The organism is Bacillus cereus group sp. N31 (assembly GCF_016483245.1).
Lineage (GTDB): Bacteria > Bacillota > Bacilli > Bacillales > Bacillaceae_G > Bacillus_A > Bacillus_A toyonensis.
The window spans coordinates 166414-187124 of sequence record NZ_JAEHCH010000004.1 but is presented as its reverse complement, the minus strand read 5'-3'; the positions used below and the strand labels follow the sequence as shown (position 1 = coordinate 187124).

Sequence of the window (20711 nt, the reverse complement as noted above, 5' to 3'; positions counted from 1 at the left end):
AAATGATTATAATCAACTCAAAACTACAAATATATAATATCCAATTACCTATTATTTTTAGTAATATATAGATATAGATTGTTTTAGGAGGATTTACTTTGAAAACCTACATCCAAGCACTAAAGTGGACTACAGGGATCTCTCACCTTTTATTACTTCCTTGTTATTATTTATTTCCAAGTCTTGTTAACCTATATGGGATACCTTTACTACTATTGATTGTTTTACATATCACTACTTTTTTATTAGCTAAAAAAGAAGGCATGAATACGTACCCTCATTATATCGGTATTATCGTTACTCTAGTTGCCTTCTTTCCTTATATAGCAATCGTTCTACATATTATAGCAGCAATCTTCCTTTTATTAGACGCTACTTCCACTACTAAAAATGAAGTTTGTAATTCATAGTAGGATAAATCGAAATTTTTATTACGGATGGTGTTGTCTATATTAGCACACACCAAAGTCTTTTTCACAAGTAGCACGCCTCCCGCTAACTCCTTTGCTTCAGTAAAGTTTTGAGGTGAATCGGCAAAGAGCAAAATCAGTAGCGCACTCTAGCCTTATTGCTAATATCCAAAAAGGATTTACTTTTTAAGTAGATCCTTTTTTTAATAGAAAAGCGAATTCCTTACTTCGGATTAATGAAAGAATATTCCGATTTATTTTTATAAAATTCTAAATATTTACAATAAACCTAAATTAACATACATTTTAGTTACACAAAAAATCTAAGTTTAAAGGAGATGAATTCATGCTTAAAAAGTTGGTAGTAGGTGCAGTGTTAGCTGCTTCATCATTAACTGTAGGATTTGGATCAGTATTAGCTAGTACCGAAAAGGATTATACGATTGCCTCTTTCGAATATGTAACTGTAGATGAAAAGGCTGTAGATTCGTTTCACAAATTGGGTGCTCCATCAAAGGAAGACGTAAAAATAACTTTAGTTCTACCGAAACAAAATCAAAATGGAGACTGGTTATCTTATGGATTTTCGAACAAAGAAAGTTTAGAGTCTTTTATTGAAAAAGATAAACAAAGGTTGAATCATACAATCACTCCCCTTGGTGTTGGAGGGAGCGGACCTGGTAGTACAGACTTCTATAAACGTACAGGTAGCGAGTATTTTTCTCTAAGTAGCGGTTATAAAAACTTGTCTGCTAGTTGGCAAAATCAAATTGTTTCTGTACGTACAGCAGCTCCTACTGCTAGCTATTCAACAACGCTATGGGAACGTACTTCAACTGAAGGATATGGAAAAGGTGTTGTTTTTAGACACGCTGATTGGTATGGTAAAACTGCAAACTTGAGTGACTTTGCGACTTCAGCAGTTGAAGTTAAAAAGTAACAAACATAGAAATAAAGTGAAACTTTAATCAGTGGGGGTTTTGTTCATCCCCCACTGATTATTAGCCTTCACCAATCGGGCTTTTACGGGCAGCCCGACCCCCACCTAATTTCTTTGCTTCCACTGAATTTTGAGGTGGAGGGCTTACTGCCCGTTAATGCGGGATAAAAGGTGTTTCCACATATGGAAACACCTTTTATTTCTACAACTATTTCACATATCTCTCCTATATCCATTTCAACTCTTAACTTTTATTTTGTGTATTTCTACTTTCCAAAACTTTCTCCATATTATGAGTTGCCCATTCCATCATTAATAGAATCATTGGACGAAGTGATTCACCAAGCTCAGTTAACGAATATTCTACTTTTGGAGGTACTTCGCGGTACACTTCGCGATGTATGATGCCATCTGCTTCAAGTTCTCTAAGCTGCAGTGTTAACATTCTTTGTGTGATATTAGGTTTTAATCTTTTTAATTCATTAAACCTCTTTGTACCATCTAATAAATGATACAAAATAACCCCTTTCCATTTCCCTCCAATGACCTCAACCATCGCTTCCACTGGACAAGAATATTTATTTAAAAATGGGTAATTTATATTATTTTCTTTTGAACAATCCATAATAAATCCCTTCCCTTAACATTAGTATCTTTTTTGATACTATACCACATAAATGTGCGTACTTGTTTCCATGTTACTTTAAAAATATAATTTACTTACAAAATAAATTAATGAAAAGAGGAACTTTTATGACAAATACAAACCAAATGACAAAAGAAAAAATTATGGAGGCTTTTCATTTCAGACATGCATGTAAAGAGTTCGATCCTATGCAACAAATTTCAGAAGAGGATTTTAATTTCATTTTAGAAACAGGCAGATTATCTCCTTCTTCTTTTGGATATGAACCTTGGAAATTTGTTATCGTACAAAATAAAGAAGTAAGAGAAAAACTACAACCATATTCATGGGGTGCTGGTGGGCAACTTGCAACAGCAAGTCACTTTGTCATTGTTCTTTCAAGAAACATTAAAGATATGCATTATGATGCAGATTATATTAAATATATGATGAACGATATTATTGGATTACCTGAAGACACTCAAAAAATCAGATATGAATTCTTCAAAAAGTTCCAGGAATCAGATTTTAACTTATTACAATCCGACCGTGCTGTATTTGATTGGGCATCAAAACAATCTTATATCGCTTTAGGTAATATGATGACGAGTGCAGCTCAAATTGGTATTGACTCTTGTCCAATAGAAGGATTTGATAAAGAGAAAGTAGATTCTTTACTTCGTCAAGAAGGCATTGTAAAAGACGATAATTTTGAAGTATCCGTTATGGCTGCCTTTGGTTACCGTAAAGAAGAGCCAAAGCGTGATAAAACAAGACAGACTACGGATACAATTGTTGAATGGATTTAGTAATATAGCACTCAAAAAATATTCCTCCTTATTGCTGGATACTCATACTAAAGAAGTAGAATTTGATTTTTCTTATGTATGAAATTGATTTTTCATGGAAAGATATGTTAGTATGTATGCATTTTGAACGCTCTATTTTTTAGAGTCGAACAGGAGGAGAATGAATATGTCTGATATTGAAGTTGGCGAAGTGTTTACTCTTAGTGATGAGAATAATGAGGATCAGGAAGTAGAAGTACTTGGAGCGATGGATGTCGAAGGTGCAGAATATATTGCAGTTGCCTTCGTAGAAGACATTCAAACAGAAACTGAGGAAGACATTGATATCTTCTTTTTAAAAGTAGAAGAAGATAATGAGTTTTCATACATCGAAAATGACGAAGAGTTTGACAAAGTATCGGCTGCTTTTGATAAGATTTTGGATGAGCAAGAAGAGCAAGAGTAATATTCGTTAAAAAACTCGAGGGGGATGCATATCCGCCCTCTTTTTTTATTCATCACTTACCAAGCTACATGTATTAAAGAGACTTATGCAGCCATTCCAGTACATCTTTCATCGCAAAAGGACCATCTTTTTTTACATGCTCCGCAAATTCCGAAACGAGACGTAGTGTTCTCACACTTTCGATTGGATGCTCTCCTGATGCACTTTCAGCAGAAAGCATCACTGCATTCGTCCCGTCTAGTACAGCTTGAAAAACATCGCTGACCTCTGCCCTTGTAGGAATAGAATGATCTACCATAGATTGAAGCATTTGTGTTGCTGTAATAACATATGTATTCGTTCGATTACATTCACGAATCATCATTTTTTGTAAAAGCGGAATAATTTGATACGGCAATTCCACTCCTAAATCCCCCCTTGCAATCATAATTCCATCTGCTTCTTTACATATATCTTGAAAATTCTCGATTGCTTCCATCGTTTCTATTTTTGCAATTAAACTTGGGGACGTTTCTTTATGCTCTTGTATAAAATTTCGTATTTCCTTTATATGACTAGGTTTTCGTACGAAAGAACACGCGATAAAATTAACATCCTCTTTTAAAAGAAATTGAATGTCTTTTTTATCTTTCTCTGTAATAGCCGGTAAACTAACTGTCGCACCTGGTAAATTCACCCCCTTATGAGATGAGATATTACCACCTGTTTTGATCTTTGTTTCTATTTTTTCCTTACTTACCTTTTCAACAATTAATTCAACCTCTCCATCATTAATCAAAATTCTACTGTCTACTTTCACATCATTCGCAATACCTACATAATCCACACTTGCTTCTGTATTACTCCCTATGACTGGTTGCGTATGTAAAAGAAAAGAATCCCCGGCCTTAAGTGAAATTTGATCTTCCTTCATTTCACCTAATCTTATTTTAGGACCTTGCACATCACCTAAAATTTTAATAGAGTCATCTAAAGATTTCACTAAACGAATGATGTCTTTATGACTTTCATGCGTGCCATGTGATAAATTTAGCCGAACAATTTTCATACCATTCTTTATTAACTGCACTAACGTTTCTTTATTATTACTTGCTGGTCCTATTGTACACACTCGATCAATTGTCATTCTTGCCACCATCCTTTTCAGATAGGTTTCCCACAAAAATTTAAAAATAACATAGGGAATACAATAACAGCTTTAAACTTTACAAACGAAATAATCCTACATACAAACGTAGAATTGCTTCGTATATGATTGATTTATACCGTGTTTCGTTTTTACCGTTAATGCTCTCCTTTACTATCTTTTCTTTTTCCGCCGCTACAATTAATGAATACATAATCCGATTGTTTTGTATTACATTCGATGCGATGCTTCTAACTCTCTTTCATTACCACCCTACTTTTCATTCATGTGCTCTTCTAAAAGTGTAAATCTACATTTACATGAATTTCATATTGGTAACCCTATTTCCATGTTCGCTAAGCAGTTAAAGCTATATTCAAATTATTAAAATGAAGATAGGTTAAATCAAAAGTAAAAGAAAAGTTAAGTATCGGATAGGTTGTTGAGAGTTTCGAATTTTTCGTATATTGTATGAGTTGAGTTCGAACTCAAAAATTAAAAAAGGTGGGAAAATTAGTGAATATGAAAAAATCTTTAGCGGTGACAACTTTAGGGTTAGCGGTTTTAGGTTTTGGTTTTACTAATAACGCAAGTGCCTCAGAGGTGGGTGCTGCAGACAAGCAGCCTGTTTTAGTTGACTTTGATACAATTCAATCAGCAAAAACATCCAATGTTTCTAGTTTGACTGTTGCAGCTGCACCTAAGAATGATTCTAACATTAGCGTCTATACTCCCTTTTTTGGTAACCCATATGCAGTTGCTAAATCGAAATCAACTACGACCGAAGACTATATTTATGCAAAAGCAAGGACTTTCAATGGCGATGGCTCATTAGTGAATACGAAAAGTAATAATGCAAAAAAATCATCTTATGTAAGTGCTACAGCGACCAACACAAGCGTTTATTATGGAGATGATTACGCTATTGGTAATCATACCTATAAATTAAATGGTTATAATGATGTGAATCACGAAACAAAAGCTTCCTGGTAAGAAAGAGAAAAAAGATATGCATCTTGCATATCTTTTTTCTCTTATATTTTAAATATATTGAGGTGTTATTTATGAAAAATATATATATCATTATCGGTTTTTTACTTATTTCTTTCTTTACAATGTATGTTTTGTTCCATACTTCAATTATACAACCTTATACACCTTCCAAAGAAAATAAGAGAGAGAAACAAACCAATACTATTTCATACGGCTTGAAGGATAATCAAGGCCAACATATTAACAACGGTAGTGAAATTACTAGTGAGAATAATACAATTAACGTATCGTTATCCTTTATACATAATATTGACGAAGACCGAAAGTATGGATTAATTGTTCTAGAAGATTACGTACAAAAACCTTTCAAAATAGAAAATACTGTAAATGAACTATCACACTACTCTTTCGATATGAAACCAAATAGTTCGATTACTACGAAAATCTCTTTACACACTTCTCCTAACGCAAGCGAATTAGCCTTTTTAATTATTAAAAAACCTGAATATAAGTTAAAAGATAATGACTTACATAAAGCGTCTATACTAGAAGAGATTTTAAGTATGCGATATTCAATACATCATCCTGATAAAGAAAGTGAAACATTAAAGTCTACCCCTATACAGCCAAATACTATTTTAAAAGATGGTCTTTATGAGCCATTATTTGTTACGAGCAATGAAGAGAAATTACAAACGGTATTTTCTGAAAAGGAAGGTGAAACATTAACTCTATCTAACGGAAATGAAACAAAAGATGAAATACCTTATGCAATCGTGGCCTTTAAAGATTGGGAACAAGTTGAATTATTCCATAATAAAAACGTCGCTTATACTACAGTGGCACCAGAAACGAGACAAACTTTTACTTTCACACTACCTACAGTGGAACAGGAAAGTAATTTTCAACTAGTCGCATTCCCATTTCCTTATAAAGTTAGTGAAGATCATTATGTCAGTCAACAAGCATACGGTTCATTTCGTATCGTAATTGAAAATAAAAAATAAATATGTTCCCACTATATACAATTACAACAACGTAAAAAGCCTACTCACACAAGTAGGCTTTTTCATACTACGATAACTTCGTCAATAACTGATTTAAATCTTTTTTCGTTTTCGTCGTTAATGACTTCATTTTCGTAATGTCGATCTTTTCTTTTTCCGCTCCTACAATTAACGGATACATACTTTGACCGATTGTTTTAGAATCCGTCGGATGTGATGCTTCTAACTCTTTTTCAATGACATCCCACTTCTCATTAATTTGTTTTCCAAGTTTATTTACTGTTTCTAATTTAGGGTTAGCAGCTAATTGCTTGTCTAAGCTTTCAATTAATGTAACGACTTCTTTTACGTTCGTTTTCACAGCAACATTTTTCTTCGAATCTTTAGTAGTCTTTCCACTTGTCGTTTGGTCTGTCGTTTTGCCGCTAGTTGATTGATCTGTTGCTTTGCCACTAGTAGTTTGCTCATTCGTTTTTCCTGTCGTTTCTTTTTCTTTTGTCGTTTTGCCGTTATTTTCTGTTCCAGATGATTCTTTTGTATTTTTTGCATCCTTATCTGTTTTTTCATTTGAAGAAGTATTTGTGTCTTTTTCAGTATCTTTCGTTGTTTTTGACGCTTCATCTGTACTTGTCGTTTTTGTTTCTCCTTCATTTTGTGCTGTTACTTGTTCTTTCTTTTCTGCCTCTTTATCTGCGGATGGACTACAAGCTGCCATAGTAAGCATTGTACCAATTGTTATCGATGCGATAGCGACCTTTTTCATTTTCATATAAATCCCCCTATGTTTACTTAATTTATCCTCCCCTTTACGATTCTATTTCCCCTTAAAAAATCCCTTTTCATACGAATCACCATCTTTCCGACAGTAATCTTCATAATAATACGTACAAAAACTGATAAACCGATTTGAATATTCGAGTTTCTTCTACTTCATTTTCCTCTCTGCTGTAAAAGAAAAAGAGTATATTGTCACATCAAGAATTACTATCCTCATATGACAATATACTCTCCTATCAAATTTTTCTCTTTCTTGACATTTTATTTATACAAAAAAATATAAATATCTTAATTTTTTTGTTTCTCAACAATTGTTAACATAATATTTTTATGAGAAACCACCATTCGAATGAATAACTTGCCCAGTAATCCACTTCGCTTCTTCACTTACTAAAAAAGATATTAGGCGCGCAGCATCCAATGATTCTCCAACTCTACCTTGCGGGAATTTCCATACTAAATAATGTTCTAATTCCTCTGTAATCCACCCCGTATTCGTCGGTCCTGGATCAACGGCATTAACGGTAATCCCCTTCTCCATCGCAACTGGTGCTACTGATTTTGTAAATGCTTCAATTGCCCCTTTCGTTGCCACATATGCTAGTTCATCTGGCATTGGACCTAATGACTGCCCTGAAGTAAGATTAATAATACTTCCACTCTGCTTGTATGCATAATGTTTTATAAATAATGAACTTAATAACATAGTTGCCCGAACATTCACTGTATAATGTTTATCTAACTGTTCTACATTTAATTCCTCAATTCTCGTATGAGTAGCATACGCTGCATTATTAATTAAAATAGATGGATCACCTAATCGTTCTGATACCATATAAAACAAACGATTTGGTGAATAAGACTGTGATAAATTGATTTCTGCCATTTCACATCGAACACCGTAACTTTCAATCTCCTTCTTCAACAAAAAGGGCTCTTGATCATTCATTCCCCATGGCATCGCTTTATCATACCGAGACCAGTATGTGAAAAAAATGTCTATCCCTTTTTGAGCAAGCACCTTGCATACAGCTGCACCAATTCCATTCAGACGGGTTGCCCCTGTTACAATTGCTATTTTCTTCACCTTTTCTCCTCCATCTATGGATAAATCCCCTGCACGAATACAGAGGATCTACCTTCTTAATTAATATTTGACAATATACGTTCTGCACCTAATTTTAAAATTTTAATAAAGATATAATTTACAATCGTAAACATTGCAAATAAAACGATAAACATAACCCAAAGTCCGACTTGAAGGAAGAAGTATAATACACTTACTCCGGCTACAATAATTAAAGCTATTAAAATATTAGCTAAAAAATTCCACAAAGTTGTATATCGACTTTTAAATAATTTCTGCTCTGTATCCCAATGAATATCTGCAGTTTGTGCGTCCCAGCGTGTTCCAATTAAATTAATTAATAACAACCCGTTCGCACTTAGTAAAAACCACAGTATCATGAAGACTGGAGAAATTCCAGCTACAACTGCCATCGTAATACCAAATACTGCTAAAATAATCACATTAATTAACCAAGCAGTGATCGCTTTCGCAAAAAAGATATCCGAAGCTTTTACTGGTAAATATCGATTCACAAACCATGAGCTTCCATCACGTGAAAATGACGTCGTTGCAATGACGTTACTACCCATCAAAAATAACGATGCACAAAGACCAACACCGATTGCAAACCCCGTTGTTTCTGGATTGTTAATATACTCTGTAATAAACTTTAAATTCCCATCTTGTACAAATAAAATAAAGAACAACATAATCGGCATAACGAAAGTTTGTACGATACAATTTAAGAAAAATTGTGGTGTACGGAATAACGTTTTAAATTCTTTTTTCACATACGCTTTCAAATGTGAACTTTGTACGGTTGATTTCTGTAAACCTTCTGCTGAAATGACCTCTTTTTTTGCTGTACTCGTTGAAAGTCCAATAACCCCTTTTAAATATGTACGCTCTGCAATGTAATAAAACAGCACAAAGAAGACAAATGAAATAAGGGCAAAGATCATTACATATAAAGGTCCCTTCCAATTTGCACTTTCTACTAATGCCACTGCTCCAAAATATGTAGTTGGAAAATAATTTGTCATTTGTACTATAAGAGAAGATTGATTATTTACAAGATATTCCGCAGCCCCGTCTCCAGAAAACGCACTTTTATTTCTCCACTGCATAAATACGTTAATTCCTACAATAAATAGTATACTTACGATTCCAATAAATATATTTCCTCGATCTTTATTTTTTGCTATATTTGTATACCTCATGATTACTGTCATCAGTAACGAAGCTAATACTAACGGGACGATCGGGAAAAGTAAGTAAATAAAAATCATATATATGTAATATGTAATAAATGCGTCACTTTTTAAACCGTACGTAATGAAGATTGGTAATAAAATGAATGAACTCATTACGTATTGTGTAATTAATACCGTTAAAAATTTTGCCGAAATAATTTGCGCTGGTTTTAATGGTAACGGCAATAACATTTCAATATCATTGCTGTAGTAAAATACAGTTAAAATGTTCGTTATACTCATTAAAAATACCCATATACTCGCAATCGCAAGTCCCATTGCAATAATCATTCCTGGGTCTTGCCCTAATTGTTTCATACCTTCATACATTCCGTGCGTCATCGAACCAAATATTAAAAAACCAACAAATAAAATAGCTGCAAATGAAAATACATATGCCCATCGCTTCTTCTTATCTGTTATGAAATCTGCATAATTTAATTTCAATAATACTTTCGTTAACGTCCAAATTTTACTCATTGCCCGTCATCTCCAAGAACATTTTTTCAAGTGATTCATTGGATTTAAAATGATCTCTCATTTCATTTAAATTTCCTTTAAACTGCAAATTCCCCTTATTAATAATAGCAACCCGGTCACATATTTTTTCCGCGACTTCTAATACGTGTGTAGAGAAAAATACAATCTTTCCTTTATCCGCATGCTCTCTCATCATTTCTTTTAAAATATAGGCAGATTTCGGATCAAGCCCTGTTAACGGTTCATCTAAAATCCATACATCTGGCTCATGCACGAGCACACCAATAATAACAATCTTTTGTCTCATACCGTGTGAATAACTTTGAATTTGATCAGATAAAGCATTATAAAGGTCAAATTTCTTCGCTAAAGACTCTATTCGTTCTTGGCGTACTTCTTTCGGCACTTCATACATATCTGCCATAAAGTTTAAATATTCAATTCCCTTTAATCGTAAAAACATATCTGGGCTATCTGGAACATAACCAAACGTCTTCTTCGCTTCCATCGGCTCTTTCATAATATTTTTGCCGTTAATAGTAATAGTCCCTTTGTCCACTCCATGAATACCAGTAATCATCTTAATTGTCGTTGATTTACCAGCACCATTCGGTCCTAAAAACCCAAAGATTTCTCCGCTAGGCACAGATAAACTTAAATCTTTTACTGCATAGGTAGACCCATTATAACTTTTTGACACATTCGTAATTTCAATCATTACATCCAATCCTTTCCTTAATTACCAAATAACTATATTGATATTATAGCATACTTCTATTTTAAGATTTTTACATTTTTCAGTTTATTTAACCTTTAAAATAAATGTACACCCCTAATCCAACAATTAAAACGACGGCTAATATAATATAAATTATCGTAAGACGTTTAATATTTCCTTTTGTCGCTTTACTATAATTCGCATCACCATTTCTCCCAATTAACACCGTCGCAATTACAGTAATCACTACAAGTAATACAACAATCATGATCCAAGTTAGCATTCCTTCCTCCCCCTCCTTACAATCATTTTACAATATTATCCTCTTTATTTCGCAGTATATTTCCTCTTTTTACTATTATTATGAAAAGAATTGGAAAACTATTATTACCATACATTTTTATACGTGATATATTTATAACATAATGTGATTTATTTCTAACATGATAAGGAGGATATATTTATGAAAACAACTTGGATTAAATATTTAGGATTTCTCGGTTTCTCCGGTTTTCTCGGATTTTTTTATGAAAAAGGATTTTTTACTATGTTCTGTTTCTTCTCCTTCTTCACATCGTATAGAACGGTTCAACACGATGAACGGTTTGAACAAATTGTCAATAAATCGTGCCGCAATGCATTTATCGTTACATTACTAACTACCGCTATCATTCTGTTTATTGAAATGTTATTTCCAAACCCTACTTTACAAGAGATTGATATTGCTGTTATTTTCGCTACACTTATTCTTACGTTCGGTTTCTCTATGTTCTTTTACGATAAACCAGTTGATGAAATGGAAGAAGTACCATGGCGTTCGTAACGAAAATAAAAGAATACCGCGCCAAGCTACATATGACACAAGAAGATTTAGCAAAGAGCGTTGGTGTACGCCGTGAAACAATTAGCCATCTTGAAAAAGGAAAGTACAATCCTTCCTTACAACTTGCTCACGATATAGCGAAGGCACTACATAGTACGATTGATGAGATTTTTATTTTTGAGGATTGATTAAAGGCATCCTGTCACCAGAATCACATAAAAAAATACCATCATTCTTTCCAAAAAGAATGACGGTATTTCTCATTGATTATCCATATAAAACTGCATGAAATACGCCTAACAGTAAGTATTGATCCTCTATATAATCATCATCATACACATTCATCTCGATGTAATACATATCTTCCTCAAGACGAATATTCCAATCTGCGATTACATAGCCCTTTCGTAATAACTTTCCAAGCCCAATTGAAGTTTTGTGAACAACATATTCTTCTCTCTTATATGTAAAGGTAAATAAGAAATTTGCGTCTAATAACTTTCCGTCACATACAAGTATTTCATGCTCTGCATCATTATTATCTTTGTACGTTACTAAAATCTTTCTTTGGCGCTGCCTACTTACATCCTTTGCAATGACGCGAATATTATCCTTACTATCCTTTATTTCATAAATGATATTACTACCGATTTTTGGAATGAAGTCTAGTACTCTCATCAACGTATTTTTATAGTAGCCCCGTACTACGCCTACTGGTTTGCTTTCATTATAAACTTCTATTGATATCGTATCCGCTTTACTATCACACGGTCGTTTGTAAGAAAGCTGCATCATTCGCTCTCCTCTTAAGTACTGATCAAACGTCACAGGATATTCTATCGCACGCAGTTCCTTATTTAGCTCATATAAATAACGCCCAACGCTCTCTATTAATGCTGTAGTAGATATACGTTCCTGAAGTTCAAATTGTTGCCAACTGGAATAAATTCTCCACTGATTTTCCTCTTCATAGGAAAAACCAAGAATTATCTCATCACGGTCAGCCGTTTCATAATTCATATGTACGTTCTGCCCGTATTGAACTTGTTCCATCCACTGTCCTAAATAAATGCCGAGCTCTGCAACCTTCATGCATGACTTTTGAAAAAGTACTCTTTCACTCGCGCAAATCGTTACATCTCCTTCGATAAAGCCCTTTGAATAAGCATCATACCGTGACTCATCCTTCTGCGGGAGACTTTTGTCTAACTCAAATAAAAACGTTAACATCCTTTATTCACCTCTAGTTGTTACACTAATCATACATGACATCGCATTACTCTGAGAAACTATTTATATACGTATATTTAATTCACGCATTATAACACGTGAATGACCTTGTATAGTAGCGCTATTTTTTATTCTATATCTTAGTATATGAACTTATATGAGCGATTTTTCTAATATATCTATCGTAACTTACAATATATCAACGATTTTTTCAATATATCTATCGCAACTTACAATATATCAACGATTTTTTCAATATATCGATTTTTCGACAAATATCAGCACAATTAAAATGAAGCTACCTTTTCTTCCGCCACTTCCCCAATTTCTAAAATTTGTAGCAGACTCTCCACTTCATAAGTCGGCTTAACACCCGTCATATTTTCTTTCAAACTCGGATTATACCAACACGTATCAATGCCGTAATCTTCTCCGCCTTTCATATCAGAAGTTAGCGAATCTCCAACCATTAGTACACTTGATTTATCCGTAATCCCAAACTTTTCAAACGCATAATCAAAAATCTCACGTGCTGGTTTTTGATGCCCCACTTCTTCAGAAATAATAATATGTTCAAAGAAGTTACGTAAAGGCGAATTTCCAATTCTCGATTGTTGCACCTTCGTATATCCATTCGTAATAATACCTAGCTTGCAATCTTGCAGATTTTCACATAATTGCACTGCACCTTCAATAAGATGTACTTCTTTCCCTAAGTTTTCAAGGTATACATCACTAAATTGCTGCGCATCTACTTCTATATGATGAAGTGCAAATAATTGTCTAAATCGATCTACTGCTAATTCACTTAGCGTAATCATTTTATTCTCTAAATCTCTCCATAACCCATTACTAATCTCTTTATAACTTGCAAGATAATCATTATACCCTGTAGGCATGCCGAACTGTACAAACGCGTTATGTAATGCGTTTCTTTCCGTTTCAGGGAAATCTAATAATGTATCGTCTACGTCGAATAATATAACTTTGTATTTCATGATGTTCTCCTCAATTCCTATTTTCAAAACTTCATTTTCATAGCTTCATTATAAACTTTTATATATTTCATTATAAAGTGCTTTGACTCGCTCTTTATAGAATACACCTTTATTCTTTATTTTCAAATGTGCTATAAATAAGTTTGCTAGCATGACCGCTGTATCTAGTCTATAAAATAAATTAACAATATGAGGGGTAGCATTAAAGATACTATCATTCTTATATCCATCTTTAAATTCATCCCAACTAACCTCATTTGTTTCAGCTATTCTCATAAGCTCCAATAACGGATGACCAATTAAAGCGTTATCCCAATCAACTATTGCTTTAACTTCTCCATTATACCCAATTAAATTGGCTGGTCGAATGTCCATATGTAATAAACACTTTACATGATTAGCTGTACTAAGAATATGTTCAATTGTTTGTGCATCTGGAAGTTTAATACCACAATTCGTAATTGTATTAAAACCTTCTACTCGTTTCACAATGCGTTCCGCTATATACTTACTAATTGGCTCTTTAATATTCTGCTCGTAATGTAAACCTTCAATTGACATACTATGAAGCTTGCTGACTAACTTCCCTATTTCGTATGCCGAAATTGGCATATGATCCGTAGCCACATAATCCGATATTAAAAAATCAAGTTCGGTAGAAAGATGCAATCTGTGTATACTTGGTACTGGAATACTTTTTGAATGACAATACTTAGAAAGCTCTGCTTCCTTTTGCAACGAAATCCGACTATTAAATAAATCTTCATTTATATTTTCTACTTCTCTTTCCCACGGCACTCGAAATGCTAAAGGTCCCTTTCCTGAATCTCCGCGAAAAACAATATTTTGCACTCCCGTTCCAATCACCTTTAAATCCTGCACAGCTAATTCCTTATATTTTTGACTTAATATTGTTGTTAAACTTTCCCTTAACTCCTCTGCTTTTAAACGTGTATGGATCATTTTATCCCCCGATTCGTAAGTTCTTTTCATCCATTTTCTCCTCAGTGCACAACATCCTCATAAACAAAATTATAGCAACAATAATAAAAGGAGGCTAATCCAAATCAGCCTCCCTTCTTCTTATTTTTCTTCTAACAATAATACTTTCATTTCCTCTAACGACTCTTTCGTAAAGCCAAGAGCTTTTTCAGCGTATACTTCAACTGATCCGTATTGCTTATGGATTCCATCAATCGCAGCTTGTAAATATTCGGCGCGTGCTTCAAACATTGCACCTAATATCGCTCTACTCTCATCGTTTTGTAGTTTTTCACCTAAAAAGGCCATCATTTTTTCATTTAATTTTTCACGGAAACCGTTACTTAGTAAATAATCTTCCATTACTGTTTTTTCTGGCACACCTAATAGAAGTAGTAATAATGCTGATCCAAATCCAGTACGGTCTTTTCCAGCTGTACAGTGGTTTACTAATGGTAAGTTTTCCGGATTTTGTGCAAGTTGTAAGAAGCTCACGAACGCCTCGTTACCACTTACGAAATCTTGGTTCATTTTCACAAGATATTCACCTGGTTTCCCCAACAGAGAAAGGTCACCAACTTGGAAAAACTCATTTATATTTAAGTCTTTCGCCAAGTCTTGCATAACTGGTAAGCATACTTGACGAGCACCTGTAATCTCTGGATTTGGCTTATGCTTCACTTCAAAGTCTGTACGATAATCACAGATTAACTTTAATCCAGATTTCTGTAAATACGCAATATCCCACTCTGTTAGTCCCGCTAATTCTTCAGAACGGTACAATTTGCCCCATTTTACTTTACGGCCTTCTGTCGTTTCATATCCTCCCATATCACGGAAGTTAAACGCTCCTTGTAGTGGCAATCTACGCTCAGCTACTGTCACTGCTTGTCCATTATTTCCTACTAGTCTAAAATATGGGCGTTCATTTTCAATCGGGTTTTCAATAGTGCATGATGATTCCCCGTTTACAGTTACAAGTAATTCTCCATTTTCTTCAATATAATCTGGTGAAGTACTCCAATAAATGCGTACTTCTTCTATATTATTTTCCCACTTTATATGTAACATATTATCTTCATTTCGTTCTACAGTTGCTTGTAGCCAATTCTCTTGCTGCTCCATTCTTTCACCAACGCTTTCTCTTATAATCAAATCTTTCTCTATTGTATTATAGGAATATCTACTTTGTCGTTCTCATTTTTCTTTTTATCTTACAAACAGGCAAAAAGTTCTTTTACTTGTTCATAATTTGTACATGGATTGCCTCGAAATGAGTTCGAGAGAGTACATCATTCATCCTCCTAAAACTTCCTCACATATCGCTCAGTAGAACTAAGCAGCTGACATCCATTCTTCCCAAAAACATCCTTCATCCACTCATTTTGTACATTTGTCTCGCCAATATAATAAGATGCACCTATTTCCTTTAAGACAAACATTGCACCTGTAAAGAATGCTGCTTCGTACCCTTTATTTCGCATATTTGGAGCCATTACGAAATACATAAGTTTCCCTTCTTCTAACGTACCTTTCTCAATATGCGGGATTACAATTCCTATTGGCTCTTCGCTTGCAACTGCTGTTAAACAATGTTCTTTCCATTGCTCACCAATTTCTTGTTCCATCATATGTACAAATTGATTATAGTCGACTTGTTCTTCCGTCATTTCGTTCCAAAAAGAATAAAAAGTATCCTCTCCTACTTCTTCAATCAGCTTAAAATCAATTTCACTTTCTACATCTTCTACTTCATATATATCCTTAAATACAATCATGTTTTCAGTAACATATTCAAATGAATACGTTTCAAAACATTTCTTATACACATCATAATTTGGACTTTTTGAAGAGATCTCAAAATGTAATTTTTCTACCCCCTCTTTTTCAGCCTCAGCAACGCAATATTGCATGATCTCTTTTAATTGCTCTTCTGTAAAAGCCTCTGCATTATTTTCTTTTATCATGATAGAAGAAGCACTTCTTCTTATTTTAAAATGTTTTTCTAACTGTTCTATTGTCGTCATATTCTTCCCTCATCTATGTCATACTCGAATTTCTAATGGTTCTCCTTGCATGAGCAGGATTGTCCTTGAATATATAGAATACTAGAAAAGATCGCATCTTTAAAGTGCGGAGGAGGTTCTCCATTGGATATTACAGCATTGCAACAACAGTTAGAGCTTATACAACAAAATGACTATACGCAACTGCATCATATAAATGTAAATGAGTTAACTTTGAACATGCTTCAGTACATCGGAACGACTGATAGTTACGTTCGTTACCAACTTATATATAAATGTTTTGCGCATTTCATTCATCATGAATTCCTTATGGACGATCAGCTGAAATTACTGTTGCAAACATGTTTAAGTGATGAGTATTTATATTGTGACATTTACTCCCCACATACAGATGGGGTTTTCACACGTTCTTACACTGTTTCTTTAATTGCGTTAATACTTCAATTCGCTAACTCTCACTACTTTTTTACAGAAGAGGATATTGAAGAGATAAAAAATAAACTCATTACATATACAAACTTAGAAATGGACTTTCGAGGATATATCGAAAATAAAGGATGGGCTCATTGTATCGCCCACGTATCTGATGCTTTCACTGAAATTGTTCATAATTCACATACGACTTTTGAGTGGTATGAAGAGCTTATTCATTGTTTATTAAATAAAATCTTCATTCCATCTGATATTTTTCATAATAACGAAGATGAGCGTATTGTTACGCCATTAATATCCATGCTGTATCATGACTTCCAGCAAGCTGAGTTAATTTCAATTATTTATAAAAAAATAAAAAGGCTTCCTCAAATTAGAAAACGCCTTTCGCTTAATGAGTATTGTATTTTATGTGCCAACATTAAAACCTTTTTACGTACATTATTTTTTAGAACAAAAGATGATCATAACTTAGCCTATACAGCACGTAAAACAGAAAAAATGTTAAAAGAACTTCCAAACTATTATTAAATACAAGGAGAAAAATTATGGGTTATATTGAAGACGTAAGAAATCTAGTAGGAAATCATCCACTTATATTAATAGGCTCACACGCCATTATATTAAATGAGAAAAATGAAGTATTACTACAGCTCCGAACAGACTTTAACCGTTGGGGTATTATTGGTGGTGCCTTAGAATATAACGAGACGTTAGAAGATGCTTTAAAACGAGAAGTATTTGAAGAAACTGGGCTTATCATTAAAAATCCAGAACTGTTCCGTACATACTCAGGACCAGATTTTTTTCAAATCTATCCAAACGGCGATCAAGTACACGGTGTACTCGTTGTTTATATTTGCCGAGAATTCCATGGTGAACTTGTATGCGATCAAACGGAATCGAAAGAACTGCGCTTCTTTTCACTTGATGAGTTACCTAGTAATCTTCCTCCTGTTATTGAGACAATCATGACAGATTATCTAAAAAAACAAGGGAACGCTTAACGTTCCCTCTCAAATCCAATCCGTTTTTTAATTTCCACCAAATTCACCTTCGCAATAGCCCCTGCCCTCTCAGCACCTTTTTCTAACGCTTCATATAGTAAATGCGGTCCATTCATATACGTTGCGTATTTTTCCCGAGGTCCTGCTAACTCACGATCTACAACGCGAAATAACTCTTTTTTTACATCGCCCCATCCGATTCCAGTTTCATATTTTTCACGCATTGACTGAATTTCATCTTTTGTCGCAAATTCTTTATAGATTGTAAATAACATTTCTAGTTCTTTCGGTTCATTTGGAAGTGAAGAATCTGTTTTTATTTTTAAAATAAGCTTTCGTAGTTTTTCTCGCTCTGCAAATAACGGGATAACATTCCCATAACTTTTACTCATTTTTCTTCCATCAAGACCAGGTAAAATTGCCCCTTCTTCTTGCACTACATACTCTGGAAGCGTAAATGTCATGCCAAATGTATGATTAAAATACGTCGCAATATCACGAGCAATTTCAATATGCTGAATTTGATCTTTTCCAACAGGTACATGAGTAGCTTGAAATAATAATATATCAGCCGCCATTAAAATCGGGTACGTATATAACCCCATATTCACACCTGCATCAATTTCTAATCCCGCTTCTTTATTTTGCTCTACCTTCGCTTTATATGCATGGGCACGATTCATAAGCCCTTTCGGAGTTAGACAAGCTAATATCCAAGCTAATTCCAAAATCTCTGGCACTTCTGTTTGTCGATAGAAAATAACATCTTCTCCAAGTCCGAGTGATAACCATGTAGCTGCTACCTCTTTTGTATAACTACTGAACTTCTCTGGATCATGCACTGCATTTAACGCATGATAATCAGCTATAAAGTACAATGCTTTTCCTTCATTATTTTTTGACATTTGCAATGCAGGTTTAATTGCACCAATATAATTTCCTAAATGCGGATAACCCGTTGGTTTAATTCCTGTTAACATTATTTTTTCGCTCATACTAACTCCTCCTTTCTCAAAATAAAAAACAAAAAGAGTCTCTCATCCTTAAAAAGGACGAGAGACTCCCGCGGTACCACCTTTATTAGCTATCATTAGCTCACTTCATACTTCGATAACGTGAAGTAACCGTCTTTACCTACTCATTTCAGTTAGAAGCTCCAGAGCCCATTCCATATTCATCCCTTACTGATTCCCACCACATATCAGCTCTCTGAAAAGTTTTGAACATGTACTCTTCTCTTTCATTGCTTTTTCGTTTTTTACAGTTTATCACATTCCCTTTCCAATTAAACCCTAATTTTCTGTTTTATATAGCAGGAATTTCCACCTTAATTGTCTAATAATATATAGGTTTGCAGAAGTAATCAAAACAACTTTGGAGGTTTTTTCATGGTAAAATATATATCCATTTTAGGTTCAACAGGATCCATTGGCACATCTGCATTAGATGTCGTTTCCGCTCATCCTGAACATTTTAAAATCGTCGGTTTAACCGCAAATTATAATATCGATCTTCTCGAAAAACAAATTGAATCGTTTCAGCCTCGTATTGTAAGCGTAGCGACAAAAGAATTAGCGGACACATTACGTTCTCGTATTTCAACAAATACAAAAATTACATATGGAACTGATGGTTTAAATGAAGTATCTACCCATCCTAATACAAATCTTGTATTAAGTTCAGTTGTCGGTGTTTCAGGTTTACTCCCAACAATTGAAGCATTAAAGGCGAAGAAAGATATCGCCATCGCTAACAAAGAAACTTTAGTTGCCGCTGGTCATATCGTAACTGAACTAGCGAAACAAAACGGATGCCGCCTAATTCCAGTCGATAGTGAGCATTCAGCTATTTTCCAATGTTTAAACGGAGAAAATAGTAAAGAGATTGAGAAGTTAATTGTCACAGCTTCTGGCGGCGCTTTTCGTGATAAAACACGTGAAGAAATGAAAACATTACAAGCGAAGGATGCTTTAAAACACCCAAACTGGTTAATGGGAGCAAAACTAACGATAGATTCTGCCACGTTAATGAATAAAGGGTTTGAAGTGATGGAAGCTAAATGGCTGTTCGATATTCCTTATGAAAAAATTGATGTTATGATTCATAAAGAAAGTATCATTCACTCTTTAGTGGAATTTATTGATGGATCAGTCATGGCACAGCTCGGTGCTCCTGATATGAGAATGCCGATTCAATATGCGTTTCACTACCCTACTCGACTACCTTCATCCTATGAAAAATTAAATTTATTAGAAATTGGTAGTTTGCATTTTGAAAAACCAAATTTAGAGAAGTTCCCCTGTCTACAATACGCATTTGAATGTGGCAAAATTGGCGGTACAACTCCAGCCGTATTAAATGCAGCGAACGAAATTGCAAATGCACTATTTCTTAAAAATGAAATTGCATTTTTCGATATCGAAAAAACAATTTACAATACAGTTGAAGCTCATCATAACGTAAAAGATCCTTCACTCGATGCTATATTAGAAGCTGATCAATGGGCACGCCAATACGCAAATCAATTATTAATAAAAAAGAGCTAAAACAGTTTTCTCTGT

24 protein-coding genes and 1 other annotated feature are annotated in these 20711 nt (G+C 34.2%); of the genes, 11 read left to right on the top strand and 13 right to left on the bottom strand.

The window, feature by feature from the left end:
• Positions 1 to 98 precede the first annotated feature (98 nt).
• A complete protein-coding gene (locus tag JDS81_RS08910; protein WP_097955187.1) occupies positions 99 to 410 on the top strand; it encodes a hypothetical protein in 312 nt (103 codons plus the stop codon).
• A 346-nt stretch (positions 411 to 756) separates the two neighbouring features.
• The gene (locus tag JDS81_RS08905) at positions 757 to 1350 is read left to right on the top strand and encodes a hypothetical protein (protein WP_097955188.1); all 594 of its coding nucleotides are present in this window, start codon (positions 757 to 759) and stop codon (positions 1348 to 1350) included.
• A gap of 244 nt (positions 1351 to 1594) precedes the next feature.
• Here the strand turns inward: JDS81_RS08905 and JDS81_RS08900 are convergent, their stop codons facing one another.
• On the bottom strand, positions 1595 to 1975 hold the full coding sequence (locus JDS81_RS08900; protein WP_061529481.1) for a winged helix-turn-helix transcriptional regulator: 381 nt from the start codon (positions 1973 to 1975) through the stop codon (positions 1595 to 1597).
• A 128-nt stretch (positions 1976 to 2103) separates the two neighbouring features.
• Here JDS81_RS08900 and JDS81_RS08895 point away from each other — a divergent pair, with 128 nt between their 5' ends.
• Both JDS81_RS08895 and JDS81_RS08890 read left to right on the top strand, forming a co-directional pair.
• On the top strand, positions 2104 to 2784 hold the full coding sequence (locus JDS81_RS08895) for an NAD(P)H-dependent oxidoreductase (protein WP_097955190.1): 681 nt from the start codon (positions 2104 to 2106) through the stop codon (positions 2782 to 2784).
• Between the two features lie 160 nt (positions 2785 to 2944).
• The gene (locus tag JDS81_RS08890; protein ID WP_002039126.1) at positions 2945 to 3229 is read left to right on the top strand and encodes a DUF1292 domain-containing protein; all 285 of its coding nucleotides are present in this window, start codon (positions 2945 to 2947) and stop codon (positions 3227 to 3229) included.
• Between the two features lie 73 nt (positions 3230 to 3302).
• Here JDS81_RS08890 and JDS81_RS08885 read toward each other — a convergent pair whose 3' ends face one another.
• Entirely contained in the window at positions 3303 to 4367 is a 1065-nt protein-coding gene (locus tag JDS81_RS08885) for a pyruvate kinase (RefSeq protein WP_097955191.1), read from the bottom strand.
• 504 nt (positions 4368 to 4871) lie between these two features.
• Here JDS81_RS08885 and JDS81_RS08880 point away from each other — a divergent pair.
• Positions 4872 to 5348 (top strand): hypothetical protein, encoded by a 477-nt coding sequence (locus JDS81_RS08880; protein WP_001056341.1) that lies wholly within the window; start codon positions 4872 to 4874, stop codon positions 5346 to 5348.
• 71 nt (positions 5349 to 5419) lie between these two features.
• Positions 5420 to 6355: a hypothetical protein gene (locus tag JDS81_RS08875; protein WP_097955194.1), complete on the top strand. Its 936-nt coding sequence runs from the start codon at positions 5420 to 5422 to the stop codon at positions 6353 to 6355.
• 67 nt (positions 6356 to 6422) lie between these two features.
• On the opposite strand, the gene JDS81_RS08870 is transcribed toward JDS81_RS08875, so the two are convergent.
• From JDS81_RS08870 to JDS81_RS08850, 5 genes are all read right to left on the bottom strand, one after another.
• A complete protein-coding gene (locus JDS81_RS08870; RefSeq protein WP_097953906.1) occupies positions 6423 to 7124 on the bottom strand; it encodes a hypothetical protein in 702 nt (233 codons plus the stop codon).
• Positions 7125 to 7460: 336 nt separating this feature from the next.
• Positions 7461 to 8219 carry an SDR family oxidoreductase gene (locus tag JDS81_RS08865; RefSeq protein WP_097953905.1) on the bottom strand — a complete coding sequence of 253 codons (759 nt, stop codon included), beginning with the start codon at positions 8217 to 8219 and terminating at the stop codon, positions 7461 to 7463.
• A gap of 56 nt (positions 8220 to 8275) precedes the next feature.
• The gene (locus JDS81_RS08860; RefSeq protein WP_097953904.1) at positions 8276 to 9934 is read right to left on the bottom strand and encodes a putative ABC transporter permease subunit; all 1659 of its coding nucleotides are present in this window, start codon (positions 9932 to 9934) and stop codon (positions 8276 to 8278) included.
• Entirely contained in the window at positions 9927 to 10652 is a 726-nt protein-coding gene (locus JDS81_RS08855; protein WP_097953903.1) for an ABC transporter ATP-binding protein, read from the bottom strand. The genes JDS81_RS08860 and JDS81_RS08855 overlap by 8 nt, the downstream gene beginning before the upstream one ends.
• 88 nt (positions 10653 to 10740) lie before the next feature.
• Positions 10741 to 10935, bottom strand: coding sequence for a hypothetical protein (locus JDS81_RS08850; RefSeq protein ID WP_000958860.1), 195 nt, complete (start codon positions 10933 to 10935; stop codon positions 10741 to 10743).
• Positions 10936 to 11115: 180 nt separating this feature from the next.
• Between JDS81_RS08850 and JDS81_RS08845 the strand changes: the two genes are divergently transcribed.
• Both JDS81_RS08845 and JDS81_RS08840 read left to right on the top strand, forming a co-directional pair.
• Entirely contained in the window at positions 11116 to 11475 is a 360-nt protein-coding gene (locus JDS81_RS08845) for a DUF3796 domain-containing protein (protein ID WP_097953902.1), read from the top strand.
• Positions 11463 to 11663 (top strand): helix-turn-helix transcriptional regulator, encoded by a 201-nt coding sequence (locus JDS81_RS08840; protein WP_000896288.1) that lies wholly within the window; start codon positions 11463 to 11465, stop codon positions 11661 to 11663. The genes JDS81_RS08845 and JDS81_RS08840 overlap by 13 nt, the downstream gene beginning before the upstream one ends.
• 79 nt (positions 11664 to 11742) lie before the next feature.
• On the opposite strand, the gene JDS81_RS08835 is transcribed toward JDS81_RS08840, so the two are convergent.
• From JDS81_RS08835 to JDS81_RS08815, 5 genes are all read right to left on the bottom strand, one after another.
• Entirely contained in the window at positions 11743 to 12705 is a 963-nt protein-coding gene (locus JDS81_RS08835) for a tubby C-terminal domain-like protein (protein ID WP_000955130.1), read from the bottom strand.
• A gap of 287 nt (positions 12706 to 12992) precedes the next feature.
• A complete protein-coding gene (locus JDS81_RS08830; protein ID WP_000875936.1) occupies positions 12993 to 13703 on the bottom strand; it encodes a YjjG family noncanonical pyrimidine nucleotidase in 711 nt (236 codons plus the stop codon).
• 48 nt (positions 13704 to 13751) lie between these two features.
• Complete coding sequence (locus tag JDS81_RS08825) at positions 13752 to 14696, bottom strand: phosphotransferase family protein (RefSeq protein WP_097953901.1); 945 nt, start codon at positions 14694 to 14696, stop codon at positions 13752 to 13754.
• Positions 14697 to 14786: 90 nt separating this feature from the next.
• Positions 14787 to 15809: a tyrosine-protein phosphatase gene (locus JDS81_RS08820; RefSeq protein WP_097953900.1), complete on the bottom strand. Its 1023-nt coding sequence runs from the start codon at positions 15807 to 15809 to the stop codon at positions 14787 to 14789.
• Between the two features lie 179 nt (positions 15810 to 15988).
• Positions 15989 to 16711, bottom strand: a complete 723-nt coding sequence (locus JDS81_RS08815) for an N-acetyltransferase (RefSeq protein ID WP_070173518.1) — start codon at positions 16709 to 16711, stop codon at positions 15989 to 15991.
• Positions 16712 to 16834: 123 nt separating this feature from the next.
• On the opposite strand from JDS81_RS08815, the gene JDS81_RS08810 reads away from it, so the two are divergent.
• Both JDS81_RS08810 and JDS81_RS08805 read left to right on the top strand, forming a co-directional pair.
• On the top strand, positions 16835 to 17674 hold the full coding sequence (locus JDS81_RS08810) for a DUF2785 domain-containing protein (protein WP_097953899.1): 840 nt from the start codon (positions 16835 to 16837) through the stop codon (positions 17672 to 17674).
• Positions 17675 to 17691: 17 nt separating this feature from the next.
• A complete protein-coding gene (locus JDS81_RS08805) occupies positions 17692 to 18150 on the top strand; it encodes an NUDIX hydrolase (RefSeq protein ID WP_000540496.1) in 459 nt (152 codons plus the stop codon).
• Here the strand turns inward: JDS81_RS08805 and JDS81_RS08800 are convergent.
• Positions 18147 to 19145: a tryptophan--tRNA ligase gene (locus tag JDS81_RS08800; RefSeq protein ID WP_097953898.1), complete on the bottom strand. Its 999-nt coding sequence runs from the start codon at positions 19143 to 19145 to the stop codon at positions 18147 to 18149. The genes JDS81_RS08805 and JDS81_RS08800 overlap by 4 nt on opposite strands.
• Positions 19146 to 19195: 50 nt before the next feature.
• Positions 19196 to 19403, bottom strand: a binding site (T-box leader).
• Positions 19404 to 19538: 135 nt separating this feature from the next.
• Here JDS81_RS08800 and JDS81_RS08795 point away from each other — a divergent pair.
• Positions 19539 to 20696 (top strand): 1-deoxy-D-xylulose-5-phosphate reductoisomerase, encoded by a 1158-nt coding sequence (locus JDS81_RS08795; RefSeq protein ID WP_097953897.1) that lies wholly within the window; start codon positions 19539 to 19541, stop codon positions 20694 to 20696.
• Positions 20697 to 20711: the final 15 nt, after the last annotated feature.